Origin of the sequence: Geobacillus thermoleovorans (genome assembly GCF_001610955.1) — a bacterium.
Lineage (GTDB): Bacteria > Bacillota > Bacilli > Bacillales > Anoxybacillaceae > Geobacillus > Geobacillus thermoleovorans.
The window spans coordinates 789,201-805,418 of sequence record NZ_CP014335.1 but is presented as its reverse complement, the minus strand read 5'-3'; the positions used below and the strand labels follow the sequence as shown (position 1 = coordinate 805,418).

Sequence of the window (16,218 nt, the reverse complement as noted above, 5' to 3'; positions counted from 1 at the left end):
AAATATCCTCTATTTAATGAGCTTACCCAGTCCAATTTCGTTCTCCATACATATCCTAGTAGCAATCACACATATTTCACTTCGTCCATTCCCAAATACCTGACAGGAGGGATAGCATGAAAGACATCGTTATTGAACCATGGCTCGTCGATGAAACGACCCATGAATTTTTTATCCCTGAGTATATCATCCAGCTGGCAGAGGAAGTGCTGAAAAACTACGATTTATCCGTTCAAAACATGCAAATCGTTACGACAAAACCGGACAAGGGAGGAGCGATTTGGAAGCTCGAAACGAAATCAGGCCCGAAAAGTTTGAAGCTGCTGCACCGGAGGCCGACAAGGAGCCTATTCAGCCTAGGAGCACAAGAATATTTAGTGGAAGTGCGCAAGGCAAGAGTGCCGCCAATTGTAAAAACAAAGGATGAAAAAAGTTATGTCGAGGCAGGAGGAAAACTATGGTTTGTGGCGGAATGGATTGAACCGTTGACGCCAGTTACAAAGGATTTGGAAGGAGCAAGAAAGCTTTGTTATGCCCTTGGTGAATTCCATCGGCTAAGCAAAGGGTATGTCCCCCCAAAACAGGCGGAAATGGCTTCGCGGCTGCACAAATGGCCAAAAAACTATGAAAAAATGATTACGAAAATGAGCTGGTTTCGGAACATTGCCAAATACTACCCTGAAATGCCGGCAAGCCCACCATTATTAGAGGTAGTTGACCGATTTGAAGAACAGGCGCGAAAAGGCAGGGAACGATTCCTGCAATCCAGCTATGTTGAATTCGTCAAGCAAGGAACGGCTCATTGGGGGTTGGTTCACCAAGACTACGGTTGGTCCAACGGCCAAATGGGCGCGGACGGAATGTGGATTATTGATCTCGACGGAGTTGCCTTTGACCTTCCGATTCGTGATTTACGAAAACTCATTAGCGGCACAATGGCGGATTTATACAAATGGGATGCAACATGGGTGCGGGAAATGATTCTAGCGTACCACGAAGCAAATCCAATCACACCTGAATTATACGAGCTTTTGATGATTGACTTGGCCATGCCAAACGAATTTTATAAAAATATGAAAGAAGTCGTCTATGAACCGGAAATTTTTCTCAATGAACAAACAGCACAGTTAATTCAAACGATTGTCGAAACCGACCAGTCAAAGTGGCCTGTATTGGCAGAAATCGAAAATGACTGGAAAGGAGTGGGATAAATATGAGGATTTTGATGGTTTGTACAGAAAAACTCCCCGTTCCCCCTTTATTAGGCGGGGCCATTCAAACGTATATTTCCGGCATTCTTCCACATGTAAGCCAATTCCATGATATTACCGTTTTAGGCATCAGCGATTCGTCGCTTCCCGAGCAAGAAACGATCCATGGCGTTCACTACGTGCGCGTACCGGGAAAAATATTTGAAATATACCGGGAAAACGTTGTTCGTTATGTGGAAGCGAACAAGTTCGATCTCATCCATATCTTTAACCGCCCCCGCCTTGTTCTGCCCATCCGGCAGGCAGCGCCCGACGCCAAAATGACGTTAAGTATGCACAATGATATGTTTCAACCGGAAAAAATCGATCCAGAAGAAGCAACGGCGGCCATCGCAGAAGTGGCCTACATCGTAACCGTGAGCGATTATATTGGCAATGTCATCCGCTGTCTATATCCGCAGGCATCGCCAAAATTGCGCACGATTTATTCTGGAGTAGACAGCGAACGATTTTTGCCGGGAAATCATCCAAAAATGCAGAAAATACGCAACGACATTCGGCGGGCACATGGGTTGGAAAACAAAACGGTCATTTTGTTCGCCGGAAGGCTGTCGCGCAATAAAGGGGTCGATAAACTCATTCTAGCATTGCCGGAGCTGGCAAAAAAATTTAAAAACTTAGCCCTGGTGATTGTCGGGAGCAACTGGTTTAGCGAAAATGACATTACTGATTATGTCGCATATGTAAGAGCACTGGCGAAACGAATGCCTGTCCCCGTTGTCACGACAGGCTTTGTCCCACCGAATGAAATCCAAAATTGGTTTGCGGCGGCTGATTTGTTTGTATGCACCTCGCAATGGCAGGAACCGTTGGCGCGCGTCCACTACGAGGCCATGGCAGCAGGCCTTCCGATCGTAACGACCGCGAGAGGCGGCAATCCGGAAGTCATTTTCGCCAATGAAAACGGCCTTATCGTAGAAAATCCGGAGGACCCGAGTGATTTTGCCAACAAGATTGCCCAAATATTATCGGATCAATCATTGATGAGAAGAATGGGAGAAAAAGGCCGGCAGCTTGCGATTTCGATCTATCATTGGGAGCGAGTCGCTTCCGAGTTATTGGAAGTTTGGGAGCAGGCGGAGAAAACAGAACAAGCTGTAGTGAGTGAAGAACAAGCAGCCGGCATGACAATAGAACCGCTGAAAGAAGATGCAACAGAACAACTGAACCGGCCAACCCCTAAAGCGGATGCAAAAGAAAAAGTCCACTCGAAAAAGAACGCGGCAGCGTCATCCGACAAAACGAAAAAGGGAAAAACCAAAAAAGAGCGTGCCATATCAATGGAAGACCATCAACAAACAGCCAAACAAAAAGAAGCTGCGGCAGAGCGAACTGAACTCGCGAAAAGCGCCCCAGCTCCTAAACAGCCCCAAACCGGCCGCCACATAAAACCTTTTACCATTGCAAGCGGCAACCAACAAACGCTGGACGCGTCGCCTAAAACGCATTTGAACCGCAAATTGGCTCAAGCGAAACATGACACCAAACATTTTACGATTGCAAGCTCACACTAACACGAATCGAAAATCGCCAAGAAGAAAATGACGGACATCCAAAATAAAAATGAGAATACACTCCCACAGCAAATGAAGGAAACAAACCCTCATCATCCTTTCCTGGCGCCGCAACGCATTCAGGCAAAGATGCGTTTCAACGCAAGGAAATGCGTTACTGCACAAACCCGATCATCGTCACCGCGAGAAGCTGCGCGCGCCCGATGACCGTTTCGTTTCCCTGTTCATCGGCGATCGTCAACTCGGTCGCCGTGCACTTCTTTAATATGCCTTCATAGCTCTTATCCTTCATGACAAATTGGCATTTCAGCGGCGGCAAATGGCCGGGCAGCTCCGCCAAAAAGGCCAGCCGCTCGTCGAGCGCCATCGCTTGGAATTCTTTTTTGGCAAAAAATTCAGTCGGTTCCTCCTCGCCGCCTCGTTCATCGTTGGAATTTCCTTCCTCTTCCTGTTGCGTTCGGCTAGTCCACATAAACGTTTCTTGCATATGCGCCGCCGCCCGCATCGCTTTTGGCTGCACAATGTAAAGCAACGGCTCCGTCTCCACAACGTTTTGTTTCCGCACGTCGATCCCCCTTTTCCATGCTTGCCTTACCTTATATATGTATGCCCGTGATCTCAATAATTGCCCAAGTCAAGCAAAAAACAGCCGCTCCATCAACAGGAACGGCTGCTCGCACGTTTTTAATATCCTAAAATGTGGTATCCCGAGTCGACGTGAATAATTTCCCCGGTGATGCCGCGCGACAAGTCGCTGAACAAAAACAGCGCCGCATCGCCGACTTCTTCTTGGGTCGTCGTCCGGCGGAGCGGAGCGCGTTCTTCGATTTGCTTTAAAATCGAGTTGAAATCGCTCACCCCTTTGGCCGACAGTGTGCGAATCGGTCCAGCGGAAATGGCATTGACGCGGATGCCGTATTTGCCTAAATCGTTCGCCAAATATTTCACGCTCGCATCAAGCGACGCTTTCGCCACACCCATAATGTTGTAGTTTTGCACGACGCGCTCGCCGCCTAAGTACGTGAGGGTGACGATGCTGCCGCCTTCCGTCATCAGCTCTTTCGCCTCGCGCGCAACCGCGGTGAGCGAATATGCGCTGATATTGTGGGCGAGCAAAAAGCCTTCGCGGCTGACGTTCATATATTCCCCGCTCAAGTCTTCTTTATTGGCGTAGGCGATGCAATGAGCGACGCCGTGGATGACGCCGACTTGTTCTTTGATTTGCGCGAAACATTGAACGATGTCTTCATCTTTTGCCACATCGCATGGCAGCAGAAGCGAACGTTCGTCCCCAAGCGTATCCACAAGCGCCCGCACCTCTTTTTCAAACCGCTCTCCGGCATACGTAAACACCAACCGAGCGCCGGCAGCGTGAAGCGAACGAGCAATGCCCCAGGCGATGCTTCGTTTGTTCGCCACCCCCATCACGACATATGTACGTCCTTCCAACGATAAGACCATTCGTTCATCCTCCCAATTATCATTTATTCTTAGCACCAGGTGTTAATTCTATTATAGGCGATGCGGCGGCCGATGTAAATGCACGCTTCCCTTTTGCCTTCCGATTCCTTCATGCTGGCGGCGGTTTTTCCCACTTTGCAAAACCGGCGCGATTCGCTAATATGGTATATGGCACATTTGAATGGAGAGGATCGTTCCATGGATCATGATCGTTTTTCCAAATCGAAGCTGGATTACCATATGCTGTTCCTTTTATTCTTGATGGCGGTCGTCAGCGCCATCGCCATCCATAGCGCAGAACCGATGCTGCCGGAGAAACTGCAAAACGTCAACTTCGCTTCGAAACAGCTGCAATGGTACGCCATCGGCGCTGTCGTGATCGCCTTGACGATGATCATTGACTATGATCGGCTGTTTCAAATCGCTTGGTATTTGTATGGATTCGGGATGTTGCTGTTGCTTGGGCTGGAATTGAACGTCCCAGGATCAGTAACCATTAAGGGGGCGACGAGCTGGTACCATCTACCTGGAGGCAACTTTCAACCATCCGAGCTGATGAAAATTTTTATGATCATCGTCCTAAGTCGCATCATCGTCAACCATCGGGAAAAATATCCCGAACCGACGATCAGCGATGATTTTAAATTGCTTGGCAAAATCGCTTTGACCGTCTTGCCGCCGCTCATTTTGCTCGCCAAGCAGCCGGACATGGGCATGTCGATGGTGTTTATGGCCATCACCGCCACCTTGGTGCTCGTTTCCGGCATCCGCTGGCGCATCATTTTCGGCATTGTCCTTTCCGGTGTAACAATGGTGGCAGTCGTTGTGTTCATTTTCTTTTATTTTCCTGATTTCTTCCATAAGTACATTATTAAAGAAGATTACCAGTTGAACCGGTTTTACGGCTGGCTGGCTCCATATGAATATTCCAACGAACAAGGCTTCCAGCTCATCCGTTCGCTTATGGCCATTGGGTCAGGGGAACTGTATGGGAAAGGATTGGGCAACTTACAAGTCTATTTGCCGGAGGCGCACACAGACTTTGTGTTTGGCGTCATCTCAGAACAGTTCGGATTTGTCGGCTCAAGCATCGTCGTGTCTCTCTTTTTCCTGCTCATTTATCGCATGATCCATATTGCCTTGGAGAGCAACGATTTATATGGCAGCTATTTATGCGCCGGCGTCGCGGGCATGATTACGTTCCAAGTGTTCCAAAACATTGGCATGACGATTGGACTTTTGCCGATCACGGGGTTGCCGCTTCCGTTCATCAGCTATGGAGGAAGCTCGCTGGCGACTTATATGCTGGCGATCGGCCTCGTCTTAAACGTTCATTCGCGAACGCGGAAGTTTATGTTCGCAAGCGATGAATAAAGCCGCTTGCTGTGTCCGCAGGCGGCGTTTTTTGTCGCCATCAAGCTCAACTCCACTTCTTTGTTTCCTGGCCGCGGGCTCCGCCGTTTGGGCGTTGCCCCCGCAAAAGCCGCGATGAGACGGGCAAAACCGCCGCATCTTTTCTTTTCCTGACTGAACGGACATACTGGTAGTACAACCACTATGGCGAGAAAGGAGCACATTCGATGCAAGTGGACATCATCGGCGACATTCATGGCTGCTTCCGTGAATTCGCCGCATTGACGGAAACACTCGGCTACCATTGGGACGAAGGGGTGCCGATTCATCCCGACGGACGAAAGCTCGGCTTCGTCGGCGATTTGACCGACCGCGGTCCTGAATCGCTGAACATGATCGAGATCGTCTGCGCCCTTGTTGAGCGAAATTTGGCTTACTACGTGCCAGGCAACCATTGCAATAAGCTGTACCGCTTTTTTTTAGGACGAAACGTGCAAATCGCCCACGGGCTTGAGACGACGGTCGCAGAATATCGCACCTTGCCTCCAAGCGAACAGGAGATGATCCGCCGCAAGTTCATCCGCCTGTATGAACAGGCGCCGCTGTATGCGGTGCTCGATGAGGGGCGCCTTATCATCGCCCACGCCGGCATCCGTCACGACTATATCGGGCGGACGGACAAAAAAGTCAAGACGTTCGTCCTGTACGGGGACATCACCGGCGAAATGAACCAGGACGGGACGCCGGTGCGCCGCGACTGGGCGAAACGGTATCACGGCAGCGCATGGGTTGTATATGGCCACACGCCGGTCGAAAAACCGCGGTTTGTCGGGCGGACGGTCAACATCGACACCGGCTGCGTATTCGGCGGCGCGCTGACCGCCTTGCGCTATCCGGAAATGGAAACGGTCTCCGTTCCTTCCTCGATGCCGTTCGTTCCGGAAAAATTCCGCACGTTCTCCTAATCAGCGCACCTTCTGCGCGTTGCCTCGATGAGGAGCTCCATATCGTCAGGAAGCGGGGCGGAACATGTATACCAGCGCCCGGCAAACGGATGAAAAAACGACAGCTGCCGGCTATGAAGCGCCTGGCGGCCGATCATCTCCCGGCTCCCGCCGTACAGTTCATCGCCGGCGAGCGGGTGGCCGAGATAAGCCAAATGGACGCGAATTTGGTGCGTGCGCCCCGTCTCCAGCCGGAGCGAAACGTATGTATAGCCATAAAGCCGCTCAAGTACACGAAAATGAGTGACAGCCGGCTTCCCGTCTTCCCGCACTTCGCGAGCAATGATGCTGTCGCTTTGGCGGCCGATGGGGGCGTCAATCGTCCCTTCATCCTCGACAATGACGCCATGGCAAATGGCCTCATACGTGCGCACAACGTGCCCTTTTTGCTGCAATGCCGACAACAAATGATGAACGTGGCGGTGCTTGGCGACGAGCACGAGCCCGGACGTGTCGCGGTCAAGCCGGGTGACGATATGGACGGTCGAGTCGAGCTGCTGCTTTCGATAATGGTGAAGCAAGCCATTGGCGAGCGTCCCGCCCGGATGGTGGCGCGACGGAATCGTCGCCAATCCCGCTGGTTTGTTGACAACAAGGACGTAATCGTCTTCATACAGAATGTCAAGCGGCATCGCTTCTGCGTCCATCCAATCGCTTGTCCGCTCCGGCGGAAAGACAACCGACAGCGTCTCGCCGGCGCGCAGCACATGGCGGACGGTGACGGGCCGACCGTCAACCAACAGCGCCCCGCCATGGAATTTAATATCGGTAAGCGCCGTCCGCGAAATGCCGTTCTCTTGCAAAAACTGGCGCAGCAGCTTTCCGTCGTGCTGTTCATCGATGGAAAAGGTCATGGTAAACGGCGGCAATGTTCGTCACCTTTCTGATCAAAAATCTCCGTCTTGCTCATCGTGTTCCATCCACTTTCCTTTGGCGCCGCTAAAACGGAATCGGCATCCGCGCCAAAAGACCATCACCTCGCCGCAAACGGGAAGCGTTGCCTAACCAAGGAGGCGGGTTTTCCCTCAGTCGGCGATAAACGAGTCGCGCACCCGCCGCCAAAACGGAAACGGCCGAAAGCGGGCGAAACGCACCTTTTCATCGGCCACCCGGCATTGAATCGACTTCACTTCTTTATGCAACAGTGACAAATGGTCGATCGTAATTTGAAAATCGACGTGGTTGACCGGCTTGAGTAAACACGTATGGTGCGCCGGCAGCACGAGCGGCGAACCGATTGTCCGAAACACGCGGTTGTTGATCGACGCCATCTCGGTCACTTGAATCGCCTCAAGCGAAGGATGCAAAATCGCGCCGCCGAGCGCTTTATTGTAAGCCGTGCTGCCGGTCGGCGTCGAAATGCACAACCCGTCGCCGCGGAACCGCTCAAACAAGTCGCCGCGAATCTCGACATCCATCACGAGCGTCCCGCTGACGCACTTGACTGTGCATTCATTGAGCGCTAAATACTTTGCCTCGCTTCCGCCGTTGAGATAGCGGATCGTCACCTCAAGGAGCGGGTATTCGACCACTTGGTACGGCGTCTTAGCGATGGCGATGACGAGCTTTTCGAGTTCCTCCGGCACCCAGTCCGCGTAAAAGCCGAGATGGCCAGTATGGACTCCGACAAACGCCGTCTTGTCCAACCGATGGCAATAGCGATGGAACGCATACAACAGCGTTCCATCACCGCCAACCGAAATGACGAGATCAGGTTCCTCTTCATCGTAACGCAAGTCAAAGTCAAGCAAATACGTTTTCATTTTTTGCGCCAGAGCGTTTGATATGTCGTCGCCTTTGGACGTGATGGCGAACACGAGCGGCGCGTCCGTCCGTTTCATTGCCCTTCTCCTTTTGCTTCTTGTTTTCGAGAAAAAGCAGCCTGCGCTTCTTGAATTTCAAAGCGGATTTTCGACATCTCCTCATCGAGGCGATAGGCCGCCTCCGCGGCGCGCTGCAGCCGAACTTTGATATCTTCGGGGAAACGCCCGCTGTACTTATAGTTCAACGAATGCTCAATCGTCGCCCAAAAGTTCATCGCCAACGTTCGAATTTGAATCTCCGCCAAAATGTTTTTTTCACCGCGGATCGTCTGCACTGGATAGCGGATGACGACATGGTACGAGCGGTAGCCGCTCTCTTTTTTTTGCGTGATGTAATCGCGTTCTTCAACAATCGTAAAATCGTTGCGCTGGCGCAATAGCTCGACGACGGTCTTAATGTCATCGACAAACTGGCACATGATGCGCAGCCCCGCAATATCTTGCATCTCTTCCTCAAGACGGTCGAGCGGGATGTTTTTCTTTTGCGCCTTATCCAAAATGCTGGCGACGGGCTTCACCCGTCCGGTGACAAACTCAATCGGCGAGTGCGCTTCAATCATCTCAAATTGGGCGCGAATGCCCCTTAGCTTCACTTTCAGCTCCTCAACCGCCTGCTTATACGGGGCTAAAAACAAATCCCAATGGTTGACCATCGTACCACCTGCCTACATGTTTTCGATCTCCCGCGGCTTACGTCAAGAGGGCGCAACCGCGCCTCTTTCTTGCTGCACGATGCGAATTCACCGGGCCGCTCCCTGTTCGAACGCGCCGGAAAGGGAAAACCCCCGGCTTATTGCTCAAAAAACACGTCTTGCACCGCCTGTTCAAGCGCCTCGCCATAGTTGGCGTTGCCGCGAATATTTTCAAGCAAATAAGACAGTTCATCGTGAAACTGTTCAAGCTCAAGCGTCCTCTCTCCACATCGAAGCCAGACCGGCTCCTTGGCGTCAAGCGCCGCCTTTAGCTCAGGCCACCACGGCTTCGGAATCATGACATATAGAAAGCGGTCATCGGTTTCCAAAATGTACGCAAACGCCAACGCATCCGAATCGACAAGCATATGGCGTTTCGGCGTTACGCGGGCAAGCGGAACCGGAGCATCATTGACATACAGCCAAAGCCGGCCGCCTTCCCGCTCCACCCGCTCGACGATCCATTTTTCGTTCATGTTTTCTCTCCTTCCGCATCAACCATCCGCCCTTTATTTTACCATATTCACCCTATACAGGCGAAATAATTGATATTCGCCGGAAAACAGCTGATAATAGAGGGAGACGACTATCCTGTCTGAAGGGGATTCACGATGCATCAAGAAATCGAAATCGAATTAAAAAACTTGTTAACGGCAGCGGAGTTTGCTGCCGTCCGCGCCGCCTTCCGCCTTGATGATGGCGCTTTCTTCCGCCAGGAAAACCATTACTTTGACACCCCGTCATTCGCCCTGAAAGAACGAGCGGCAGCGCTGCGCATCCGGGCGAAAGAGGGACGCCTGACCTTGACGCTGAAACAAACGCGGGCGGACGGGACCATTTTGGAAATCCATGAGCCGCTTTCGCTGTCTGAAGCGGAAGCGTTGCTTGCTGGTATAGCGGCGCCGCGCGGGGCGATCGCCGATTTGCTTGCAGAACTGGGCATCAACCCACACGAGGTGCGCTGCTTTGGCTCCCTTGTCACCGACCGAGCCGAATGGCCGCATGAAGGCGGCACGCTATGCCTTGACCATAACTGTTACTTGCAAAGCGAAGATTACGAACTTGAATATGAAGTGGATCACGTGGAAGCGGGTGAAAAGCGGTTTTTGCGCCTGCTTGAGGCGCTCGGCATCCCGCGCCGCCCGGCGCCAAACAAAATCGCCCGCTTTTACGCCCGCATGAAAGAAATGGAGGAAAGACGATGACCGTTTCGCCATTAAAGCTGCTCATCGAATGGCAGGCGCTCAATGCGTTCTCACCCGGACGCTCCAGCCTGTTGCCATCGCCGGTGCCATCCTTGTTTTCAAGCTTGCTTGCCGAATCTCTCAGCCGCGGTGAGGAATCTTCTGCCGAGGCGCCTCAAGCTGCCCTAAGCGGTCAGCCCCCGGCGCCCGCCGGCCATCGCAGCGCCCCGCTCGAACATGAAGCGGGTGCTGCAACCAACTCATCTTCTTCCATCGATGCTTTAATCGCGGCGGCAGCGGAAAAATACGATGTTGACCCGCAGCTCATCCGCGCCGTCATTCGCCATGAGTCAAATTTCCGTCCCGATGCGAAAAGCCCGGCTGGAGCGCTTGGACTCATGCAGCTCATGCCAAGCACGGCAAAAATGCTCGGCGTCAACAACCCGCTTGATCCGGCGCAAAACATCGACGGCGGCGTAAAATATTTGCGCCAGCTCCTTGACCGGTACAGCGGCAATATCACTCTCGCCTTAGCCGCCTACAACGCCGGGCCCGGGCACGTCGACCGCTATGGGGGCGTGCCGCCATTTGCCGAAACGCGGGCGTATGTCGAACGCGTGTTGAAAAGCTACCGCACATAAACGAGCGGCGCTCGAGTCACTTTGTTTGAGATCCATGCGTGCTGTTGATAAAATAGCAATCAAACGACAACGAATGATTTTCAAACAAAAGGAGCATCCGCGATGGGTGAACAATGGCAAACTCTTTATGAGGCGATCGGCGGAGAGGAGACGGTTGCGAAACTTGTCGAAGCATTTTACCGTCGCGTGGCCGCGCATCCGGACTTGCGGCCCATTTTCCCTGACGATTTGACGGAAACCGCCCGCAAGCAAAAACAGTTTTTAACACAATATTTAGGCGGCCCCCCTCTTTACACGGCAGAGCATGGACACCCCATGCTGAGGGCGCGCCATCTCCGCTTTGAAATCACGCCGAAGCGGGCGGAAGCGTGGCTTGCCTGCATGCGGGCAGCCATGGACGAAATCGGCTTGTCCGGGCCGGCGCGCGAACAGTTTTATCACCGGCTCGTACTCACCGCCCATCATATGGTCAATACCCCAGATCATCTGGACAGAAAGGAGCATACCCTTGAGTGAGAAGTTTGCTGGGAAGACGACATCAACTTGCTACCCTTCCCAGCCGCTAGGCAACACGAACAAACCGCTCGAGCTGTATTTGTTTATCGATCCTTTATGCCCGGAATGCTGGGGGCTTGAACCAGTCATCAAAAAACTGACGATCGAATACGGCCGTTTTTTTACCTTAAGGCACATATTGAGCGGAACATGGGCGACATGGAGCGCGCGCAAAGGAACAAAGCCGGAGGCAATGGCCAAAGCGTGGGAGTGGGCGGCGAACCGCACCGGCATGTCATGCGACGGCAGCGTTTGGCTCGAAAACCCGATTTCGAGCCCGTTCGCCCCATCGCTCGCCATTAAAGCGGCGGAAATGCAAGGAAAGCGGGCTGGCCTTCGCTTTTTGCGCAAGCTGCAAGAACAGCTCTTTCTCGAAAAACAAAATGTCGCCGATTTGTCGGTGCTCGCCGAATGCGCCGTCAAAGCGGGCTTGGATGTCGATGAATTTTTGCGCGACATGCACTCGCCGGGAGCGGCGAAAGCGTTCCAATGCGATTTAAAAATCACCTCGGAAATGGACGTTGACGAAATTCCGACGCTTGTGTTGTTTAATGAAAACATTGAAGACGAAGGCATTAAAATTTCCGGATGCTATCCGTACGACATCTACGTCGAATTGATCGCTGAAATGCTCGGCTTCCATCCTGAACCGTCCTCTCCTCCTCCGCTGGAATCATTTTTAAGCCATTTTAAATTCGTCGCCACAAAGGAAGTTGCCGTTGTGTACAACTGGACGATCCAAGAAGCGGAAACGGAAATGAAAAAGCTGCAGCTAAAGCAAAAAGTGGAGCGGGTGCCCGTCAAACACGGAACATTTTGGCGCTATATCGATGATTCCCGTCCCTAGCAGCAGGGATGGGCGCAAGAAAAAGCCCGGCTGACGCCGGGCTTTTTCTTGTTGCCAAGACAACAAAGGGGATGGGAGAAATTGTTCACGGTCAAACAAAGGGGTATCAGGTTTTGTCTTCCGTTCACGTTTTTATCTTACCAAACGTCCAACTAAATTGGCAACCCGTTTGCTCGTTTGTTCACATTATTGTCATAATTCGCCCTGCGTCATGATCAGGCAGACAAACAGCATATAATCAACTAGGCTCTTCACCAAAAGTTGTACTTGATTTTTTCTGAACATACCCTATTTACGCTTGTGAGGGAAAATCAACAAATCAGTGATTTTTGCACATCTTTGTGCAGGAAACCGTATTGCTTGTCAAATACATGTTGTGGTGAAGAGCCATCAACTAAAGCAAATGGGAAGAGGTGGCCATCGCCATGAAGCAGCGCATCGTCTTATCCCTTTGGGCGGCGGCATCCACTGCCGCCTTTATTCTGAACTTGTTGGGCCTCATGCAGCTCCTTCCGCTTTGGGCGACCATGCCGCTTTTGTTTCTCTCCTTGCTTGGATTGGCAGCGACATGGAACCGCCGCCATCAGTTTCGTGGATTTCCGTCCAAACGAATGCGGCTGTAGCGCCGCATTCGTTTCATTTCTCAAGCAGCCGTTCCATCTCATCAAGCTTCTCCGCAAACACTTGGCACGCTTGGCGGATCGGCTCGGCGCTCGTCATGTCGACGCCGGCTTTTTTCAACACTTCAATCGGGTAATCAGAGCTGCCGGCTTTCAAAAAGTCGATGTACCGTCTCACCGCCGGTTCGCCTTCTTCCAAAATTTGTTTACTGAGTGCAGTCGCCGCGCTGAAGCCGGTTGCGTATTGGTACACGTAGTAGTTGTAATAAAAATGCGGAATGCGCGCCCACTCGAGGCCGATTTCTTTGTCCACGACAATATCATCGCCAAAATACGTTTTATTTAAGTCGTAATAAAGGGCGCTCAACGTTTCGGCCGTCAACGCTTCGCCTTGTTGCGCCTTCAAATGGATCAAATGCTCAAACTCCGCGAACATCGTCTGGCGAAAAACCGTGCCGCGGAACCCCTCAAGATAATGGTTGAGCAAATAGAGCCGCTTTTTCTCATCATCGATCGTTCTCAGCAAGTAGTCGTTCAACAGCGCCTCATTGCACGTCGACGCCACTTCGGCGACGAAAATTGAATAATGCGCATATGGATACGGCTGCGTTTTGCGCGTATAGTAGCTGTGCACCGAATGGCCAAACTCATGCACAAGTGTAAACAAATTGTTCACATTGTCCTGCCAGTTGAGCAAAATGTACGGATGGGTGCCGTACGCTCCCGACGAATAGGCGCCGCTTCGCTTTCCTTTGTTTTCGCGCACATCGACCCAACGGTTGTCAAGACCTTCTTTCACGATCGCCACATATTCCTCGCCAAGCGGCGCGAGCCCTTCAAGCATATATTGCTTCGCTTCCTCGTACGTCACTTCCATTTTCACTTCTTGCACAAGCGGCGTGTACAAATCGTACATATGCAGCTCATCAAGCCCAAGCACTCGTTTGCGCAGCCGCACGTACCGATGCAACAGCGGCAAATGTTCGTGAATCGCGGCGATTAGATTGTCATAGACGCTCTCCGGAATGTTGTTCGCATCCAACGCCGCTTCTCGCGCCGAACGGTAGCGGCGGATGCGGGCGAAAAAGTTGTCTTTTTTCACCGTGCCGGCAAGCATATTGGCGAACGTATTTTGAAACTTCTCATACGTATGGTATACGGCGTAAAACGCATCGCGGCGGACGCGGCGGTCCGTGCTTTCTAAAAAGCGGATGAACCGGCCGTGCGTGACTTCGACTTCCTCGCCGTTTTCATCGATGATCGTCGGAAACGTCAAATCAGCGTTGTTCAACGCGCTGAACGTGTCGGATGTCGCCTGCATCACCTCGGCTGCCTGCGCCAAGATCGCCTCCTCTTCTGCCGACAGCACGTGCGGGCGCTGGCGCGTAATTTCGTCTAACGCGTGCGCATACAAGCGAAGCGGCTCGTATTGTTCCAAAAACGAGCGCAGCACCGCTTCATCGATCGCCAAAATTTCCGGCACGATAAACGCCATCGCGCTCGATGCTTCGCTGTACAAGCTTTTCGCCCGGGCGTCGAGCCCTTGGTAAAACGAGTTGGTCGTATCTTGATCATAGCGCATATGGGCGTATGTATACAGCTTGCCGAGGCGCATCGATACGTCATCTTGGCATTGCAATGCTTCATACAGCACTTCCGGCGATTCGCCAAGCCGCCCTTTGTATTCGCCAAGCTTTGGAATCATTGCCTTCACTTGTTTGAATTCTTCTTCCCAGGCGTCATCGGTGGGAAAAATGTCCTCAAGCCGCCACGTTTCTTCCACAGGAATCTCGCTTCGCAGCGGCAGCGACTTTTTCGCTTTCTTTTCCTCCACCGTCATCATTCCTCCTTATACAAATAATCGATACACGAATTATTATTCACCATTCCGTTCATCTTTTCCTGTTTTCTGCTCATTTTTTCCACTCTCCCGAACTCAAGTGTTGACCAATAGCAGCTAAGCGCCGACGTTTGGTGAATTTGCTCAAGAAGCGCAGCATCTTGATGAATCATCTGATCGACGGTCGACGGAAACGACAGCGGCTTCACCAAATGAAGCTGGTCGCCCTCTTCGCGGCGGAGATAGCCGAGCAGGCTCAACCAATGCAAATACTCGCCGACGGCCTCACGATACGTATCCCGGCCGACAAGCGGCAGCCGGCGCGGAACGAGGCGGCCGGTGCGGATTTTGTCGTCGAGCCACTGAAATAAAGATACTGCCGTTGCCGGCCGTCCGGTCTTTCCAAGAAGAAACAAAAGGACATACGTTTGCCAAATGAACGGCGCCGTCTCCCATAAATACCCCCGCGGCACTGGCCAGCCTGCTTCGGTCGGAAACAGTGACGGAACGATGCCCGCCTGGTAAAAATCAGCACAAATGCGGCGCACGGTTTGGTTCGGATAAAGTGGAAACGTCCGCCGCCATTGTTTTTTTCGTTCGAGCCATCGCTCCCAAAACTCGGATGGAAGCGGCAGCGGGCAGGGGGCCATCCAATCGGGGAACGAAAACGACGAAAGCGGAATCGAATCGACCGCGGCCAATGTTCGCTGCACCGATAGCGGCAACGGGCGAAAAAGACGGATAAAGCGTTTCGTCTCTGGACTGTAGTACCATATATGTGGAACGACTGAATGTGGAGCGCGATGGGCAAACAACCATTGAAACCGGGAGAGCTGCACTTCCCCCGAATATTTTGGCGAACGCCGCAAATGATGGGCTCCTAACACCCACAACGGGCGGATGCCAAGGAGACGGTAGCCGTCATTGCGTTCGCGAAACAGCGATTCATCGATCGTGGAACATTGGTATTCGAGGGCATAAAGGTGTGGGCCATGGCGGAACAATACGTCAGGACGCTGCTTGATGGCGGGCAAATACGGCTCGAGCTTCGCCTCCATGCCTTGGCGAATGAGCCACGCGAACAAGTCTCGCTTCCCAGTTAAGTGACGCTCCGACTCCGGTTCGTGCTCGACCGGGCAGGCCGCCCCTTTTCGATGGGCGAAATGCGGCAAACGGTAGCGGCCCGACCGGAGCACCACTTCTTGACGGCACGCGGGACAAAAAAACGGTTCCTGTCGTTTCAGGCGCATCAGCCCCTCTCGTTCCCATCTTTCCGCCCCGGCAAGCGAAACCGTCCTGCCATCAGCGGCGAGAGCGACAAACAACATGATCACTTCCTTTCCAGTAAAAAATAGTTGTCCGTGAGCGGGAACAGCTGGAATTGTTCTCTGCTGCCCCCCTTCACCGTTCGGT

General features: G+C 52.4%; 17 protein-coding genes. 9 read left to right on the top strand and 8 right to left on the bottom strand.

Going from position 1 to position 16,218, the window contains the following annotated elements; translation table 11 throughout:
* Positions 1-116 precede the first annotated feature (116 nt).
* Both GT3570_RS04085 and GT3570_RS04080 read left to right on the top strand, forming a co-directional pair.
* Positions 117-1,211, top strand: coding sequence for a CotS family spore coat protein (locus GT3570_RS04085; protein ID WP_020278713.1), 1,095 nt, complete (start codon positions 117-119; stop codon positions 1,209-1,211).
* A gap of 2 nt (positions 1,212-1,213) precedes the next feature.
* Positions 1,214-2,785: a glycosyltransferase family 4 protein gene (locus tag GT3570_RS04080; RefSeq protein WP_020278712.1), complete on the top strand. Its 1,572-nt coding sequence runs from the start codon at positions 1,214-1,216 to the stop codon at positions 2,783-2,785.
* A gap of 154 nt (positions 2,786-2,939) precedes the next feature.
* Here GT3570_RS04080 and GT3570_RS04075 read toward each other — a convergent pair whose 3' ends face one another.
* Both GT3570_RS04075 and fabI read right to left on the bottom strand, forming a co-directional pair.
* Complete coding sequence (locus GT3570_RS04075; RefSeq protein ID WP_011230336.1) at positions 2,940-3,350, bottom strand: CotO family spore coat protein; 411 nt, start codon at positions 3,348-3,350, stop codon at positions 2,940-2,942.
* Positions 3,351-3,469: 119 nt separating this feature from the next.
* A complete protein-coding gene (gene fabI / locus GT3570_RS04070) occupies positions 3,470-4,246 on the bottom strand; it encodes an enoyl-ACP reductase FabI (protein WP_011230335.1) in 777 nt (258 codons plus the stop codon).
* A 198-nt stretch (positions 4,247-4,444) separates the two neighbouring features.
* On the opposite strand from fabI, the gene GT3570_RS04065 reads away from it, so the two are divergent.
* Together GT3570_RS04065 and prpE are read left to right on the top strand one after the other, a co-directional pair.
* Positions 4,445-5,620, top strand: coding sequence for an FtsW/RodA/SpoVE family cell cycle protein (locus tag GT3570_RS04065; protein WP_011230334.1), 1,176 nt, complete (start codon positions 4,445-4,447; stop codon positions 5,618-5,620).
* 206 nt (positions 5,621-5,826) lie between these two features.
* On the top strand, positions 5,827-6,564 hold the full coding sequence (prpE, locus tag GT3570_RS04060; protein ID WP_025038850.1) for a bis(5'-nucleosyl)-tetraphosphatase PrpE: 738 nt from the start codon (positions 5,827-5,829) through the stop codon (positions 6,562-6,564).
* Here prpE and GT3570_RS04055 read toward each other — a convergent pair.
* The 4 genes from GT3570_RS04055 to GT3570_RS04040 all read right to left on the bottom strand — a co-directional run bounded on the left by GT3570_RS04055 (position 6,561) and on the right by GT3570_RS04040 (position 9,594).
* Positions 6,561-7,472, bottom strand: coding sequence for an RluA family pseudouridine synthase (locus GT3570_RS04055; RefSeq protein WP_011230332.1), 912 nt, complete (start codon positions 7,470-7,472; stop codon positions 6,561-6,563). The two genes, prpE and GT3570_RS04055, sit on opposite strands and share 4 nt — an antisense overlap.
* 156 nt (positions 7,473-7,628) lie before the next feature.
* On the bottom strand, positions 7,629-8,444 hold the full coding sequence (locus GT3570_RS04050; RefSeq protein ID WP_011230331.1) for an NAD kinase: 816 nt from the start codon (positions 8,442-8,444) through the stop codon (positions 7,629-7,631).
* Positions 8,441-9,079: a GTP diphosphokinase gene (locus tag GT3570_RS04045; protein WP_011230330.1), complete on the bottom strand. Its 639-nt coding sequence runs from the start codon at positions 9,077-9,079 to the stop codon at positions 8,441-8,443. Before GT3570_RS04045 ends, GT3570_RS04050 begins: the two co-directional genes overlap by 4 nt.
* Positions 9,080-9,216: 137 nt before the next feature.
* Complete coding sequence (locus tag GT3570_RS04040) at positions 9,217-9,594, bottom strand: UPF0738 family protein (protein WP_011230329.1); 378 nt, start codon at positions 9,592-9,594, stop codon at positions 9,217-9,219.
* Positions 9,595-9,729: 135 nt separating this feature from the next.
* On the opposite strand from GT3570_RS04040, the gene GT3570_RS04035 reads away from it, so the two are divergent.
* The 5 genes from GT3570_RS04035 to GT3570_RS04015 all read left to right on the top strand — a co-directional run bounded on the left by GT3570_RS04035 (position 9,730) and on the right by GT3570_RS04015 (position 12,968).
* Positions 9,730-10,323, top strand: a complete 594-nt coding sequence (locus GT3570_RS04035; protein ID WP_011230328.1) for a CYTH domain-containing protein — start codon at positions 9,730-9,732, stop codon at positions 10,321-10,323.
* Positions 10,320-10,943, top strand: a complete 624-nt coding sequence (locus tag GT3570_RS04030; RefSeq protein WP_011230327.1) for a lytic transglycosylase domain-containing protein — start codon at positions 10,320-10,322, stop codon at positions 10,941-10,943. The genes GT3570_RS04035 and GT3570_RS04030 overlap by 4 nt, the downstream gene beginning before the upstream one ends.
* 102 nt (positions 10,944-11,045) lie before the next feature.
* A complete protein-coding gene (locus GT3570_RS04025; RefSeq protein WP_011230326.1) occupies positions 11,046-11,459 on the top strand; it encodes a globin domain-containing protein in 414 nt (137 codons plus the stop codon).
* Positions 11,452-12,345, top strand: coding sequence for a ClpXP adapter protein SpxH (gene spxH, locus GT3570_RS04020; RefSeq protein ID WP_011230325.1), 894 nt, complete (start codon positions 11,452-11,454; stop codon positions 12,343-12,345). The genes GT3570_RS04025 and spxH overlap by 8 nt, the downstream gene beginning before the upstream one ends.
* A gap of 425 nt (positions 12,346-12,770) precedes the next feature.
* On the top strand, positions 12,771-12,968 hold the full coding sequence (locus GT3570_RS04015) for a hypothetical protein (protein WP_011230324.1): 198 nt from the start codon (positions 12,771-12,773) through the stop codon (positions 12,966-12,968).
* A gap of 13 nt (positions 12,969-12,981) precedes the next feature.
* Here the strand turns inward: GT3570_RS04015 and pepF are convergent, their stop codons facing one another.
* The gene (pepF, locus tag GT3570_RS04010; RefSeq protein WP_025038851.1) at positions 12,982-14,805 is read right to left on the bottom strand and encodes an oligoendopeptidase F; all 1,824 of its coding nucleotides are present in this window, start codon (positions 14,803-14,805) and stop codon (positions 12,982-12,984) included.
* A complete protein-coding gene (locus tag GT3570_RS04005; protein WP_011230322.1) occupies positions 14,805-16,133 on the bottom strand; it encodes a competence protein CoiA in 1,329 nt (442 codons plus the stop codon). The genes pepF and GT3570_RS04005 overlap by 1 nt, the downstream gene beginning before the upstream one ends.
* Positions 16,134-16,218: the final 85 nt, after the last annotated feature.

Excerpts from the sequence above, each read along its gene's own strand:
- GT3570_RS04085 (WP_020278713.1), top strand. The coding sequence starts at position 117 with ATGAAAGACATCGTTATTGAACCATGGCTCGTCGATGAAACGACCCAT.
- GT3570_RS04080 (WP_020278712.1), top strand. The coding sequence starts at position 1,214 with ATGAGGATTTTGATGGTTTGTACAGAAAAACTCCCCGTTCCCCCTTTA.
- fabI (WP_011230335.1), bottom strand. The coding sequence starts at position 4,246 with ATGGTCTTATCGTTGGAAGGACGTACATATGTCGTGATGGGGGTGGCG.
- GT3570_RS04065 (WP_011230334.1), top strand. The coding sequence starts at position 4,445 with ATGGATCATGATCGTTTTTCCAAATCGAAGCTGGATTACCATATGCTG.
- prpE (WP_025038850.1), top strand. The coding sequence starts at position 5,827 with ATGCAAGTGGACATCATCGGCGACATTCATGGCTGCTTCCGTGAATTC.
- GT3570_RS04050 (WP_011230331.1), bottom strand. The coding sequence starts at position 8,444 with ATGAAACGGACGGACGCGCCGCTCGTGTTCGCCATCACGTCCAAAGGC.
- GT3570_RS04045 (WP_011230330.1), bottom strand. The coding sequence starts at position 9,079 with ATGGTCAACCATTGGGATTTGTTTTTAGCCCCGTATAAGCAGGCGGTT.
- GT3570_RS04040 (WP_011230329.1), bottom strand. The coding sequence starts at position 9,594 with ATGAACGAAAAATGGATCGTCGAGCGGGTGGAGCGGGAAGGCGGCCGG.
- GT3570_RS04035 (WP_011230328.1), top strand. The coding sequence starts at position 9,730 with ATGCATCAAGAAATCGAAATCGAATTAAAAAACTTGTTAACGGCAGCG.
- GT3570_RS04030 (WP_011230327.1), top strand. The coding sequence starts at position 10,320 with ATGACCGTTTCGCCATTAAAGCTGCTCATCGAATGGCAGGCGCTCAAT.
- GT3570_RS04025 (WP_011230326.1), top strand. The coding sequence starts at position 11,046 with ATGGGTGAACAATGGCAAACTCTTTATGAGGCGATCGGCGGAGAGGAG.
- GT3570_RS04015 (WP_011230324.1), top strand. The coding sequence starts at position 12,771 with ATGAAGCAGCGCATCGTCTTATCCCTTTGGGCGGCGGCATCCACTGCC.
- pepF (WP_025038851.1), bottom strand. The coding sequence starts at position 14,805 with ATGACGGTGGAGGAAAAGAAAGCGAAAAAGTCGCTGCCGCTGCGAAGC.
- GT3570_RS04005 (WP_011230322.1), bottom strand. The coding sequence starts at position 16,133 with ATGTTGTTTGTCGCTCTCGCCGCTGATGGCAGGACGGTTTCGCTTGCC.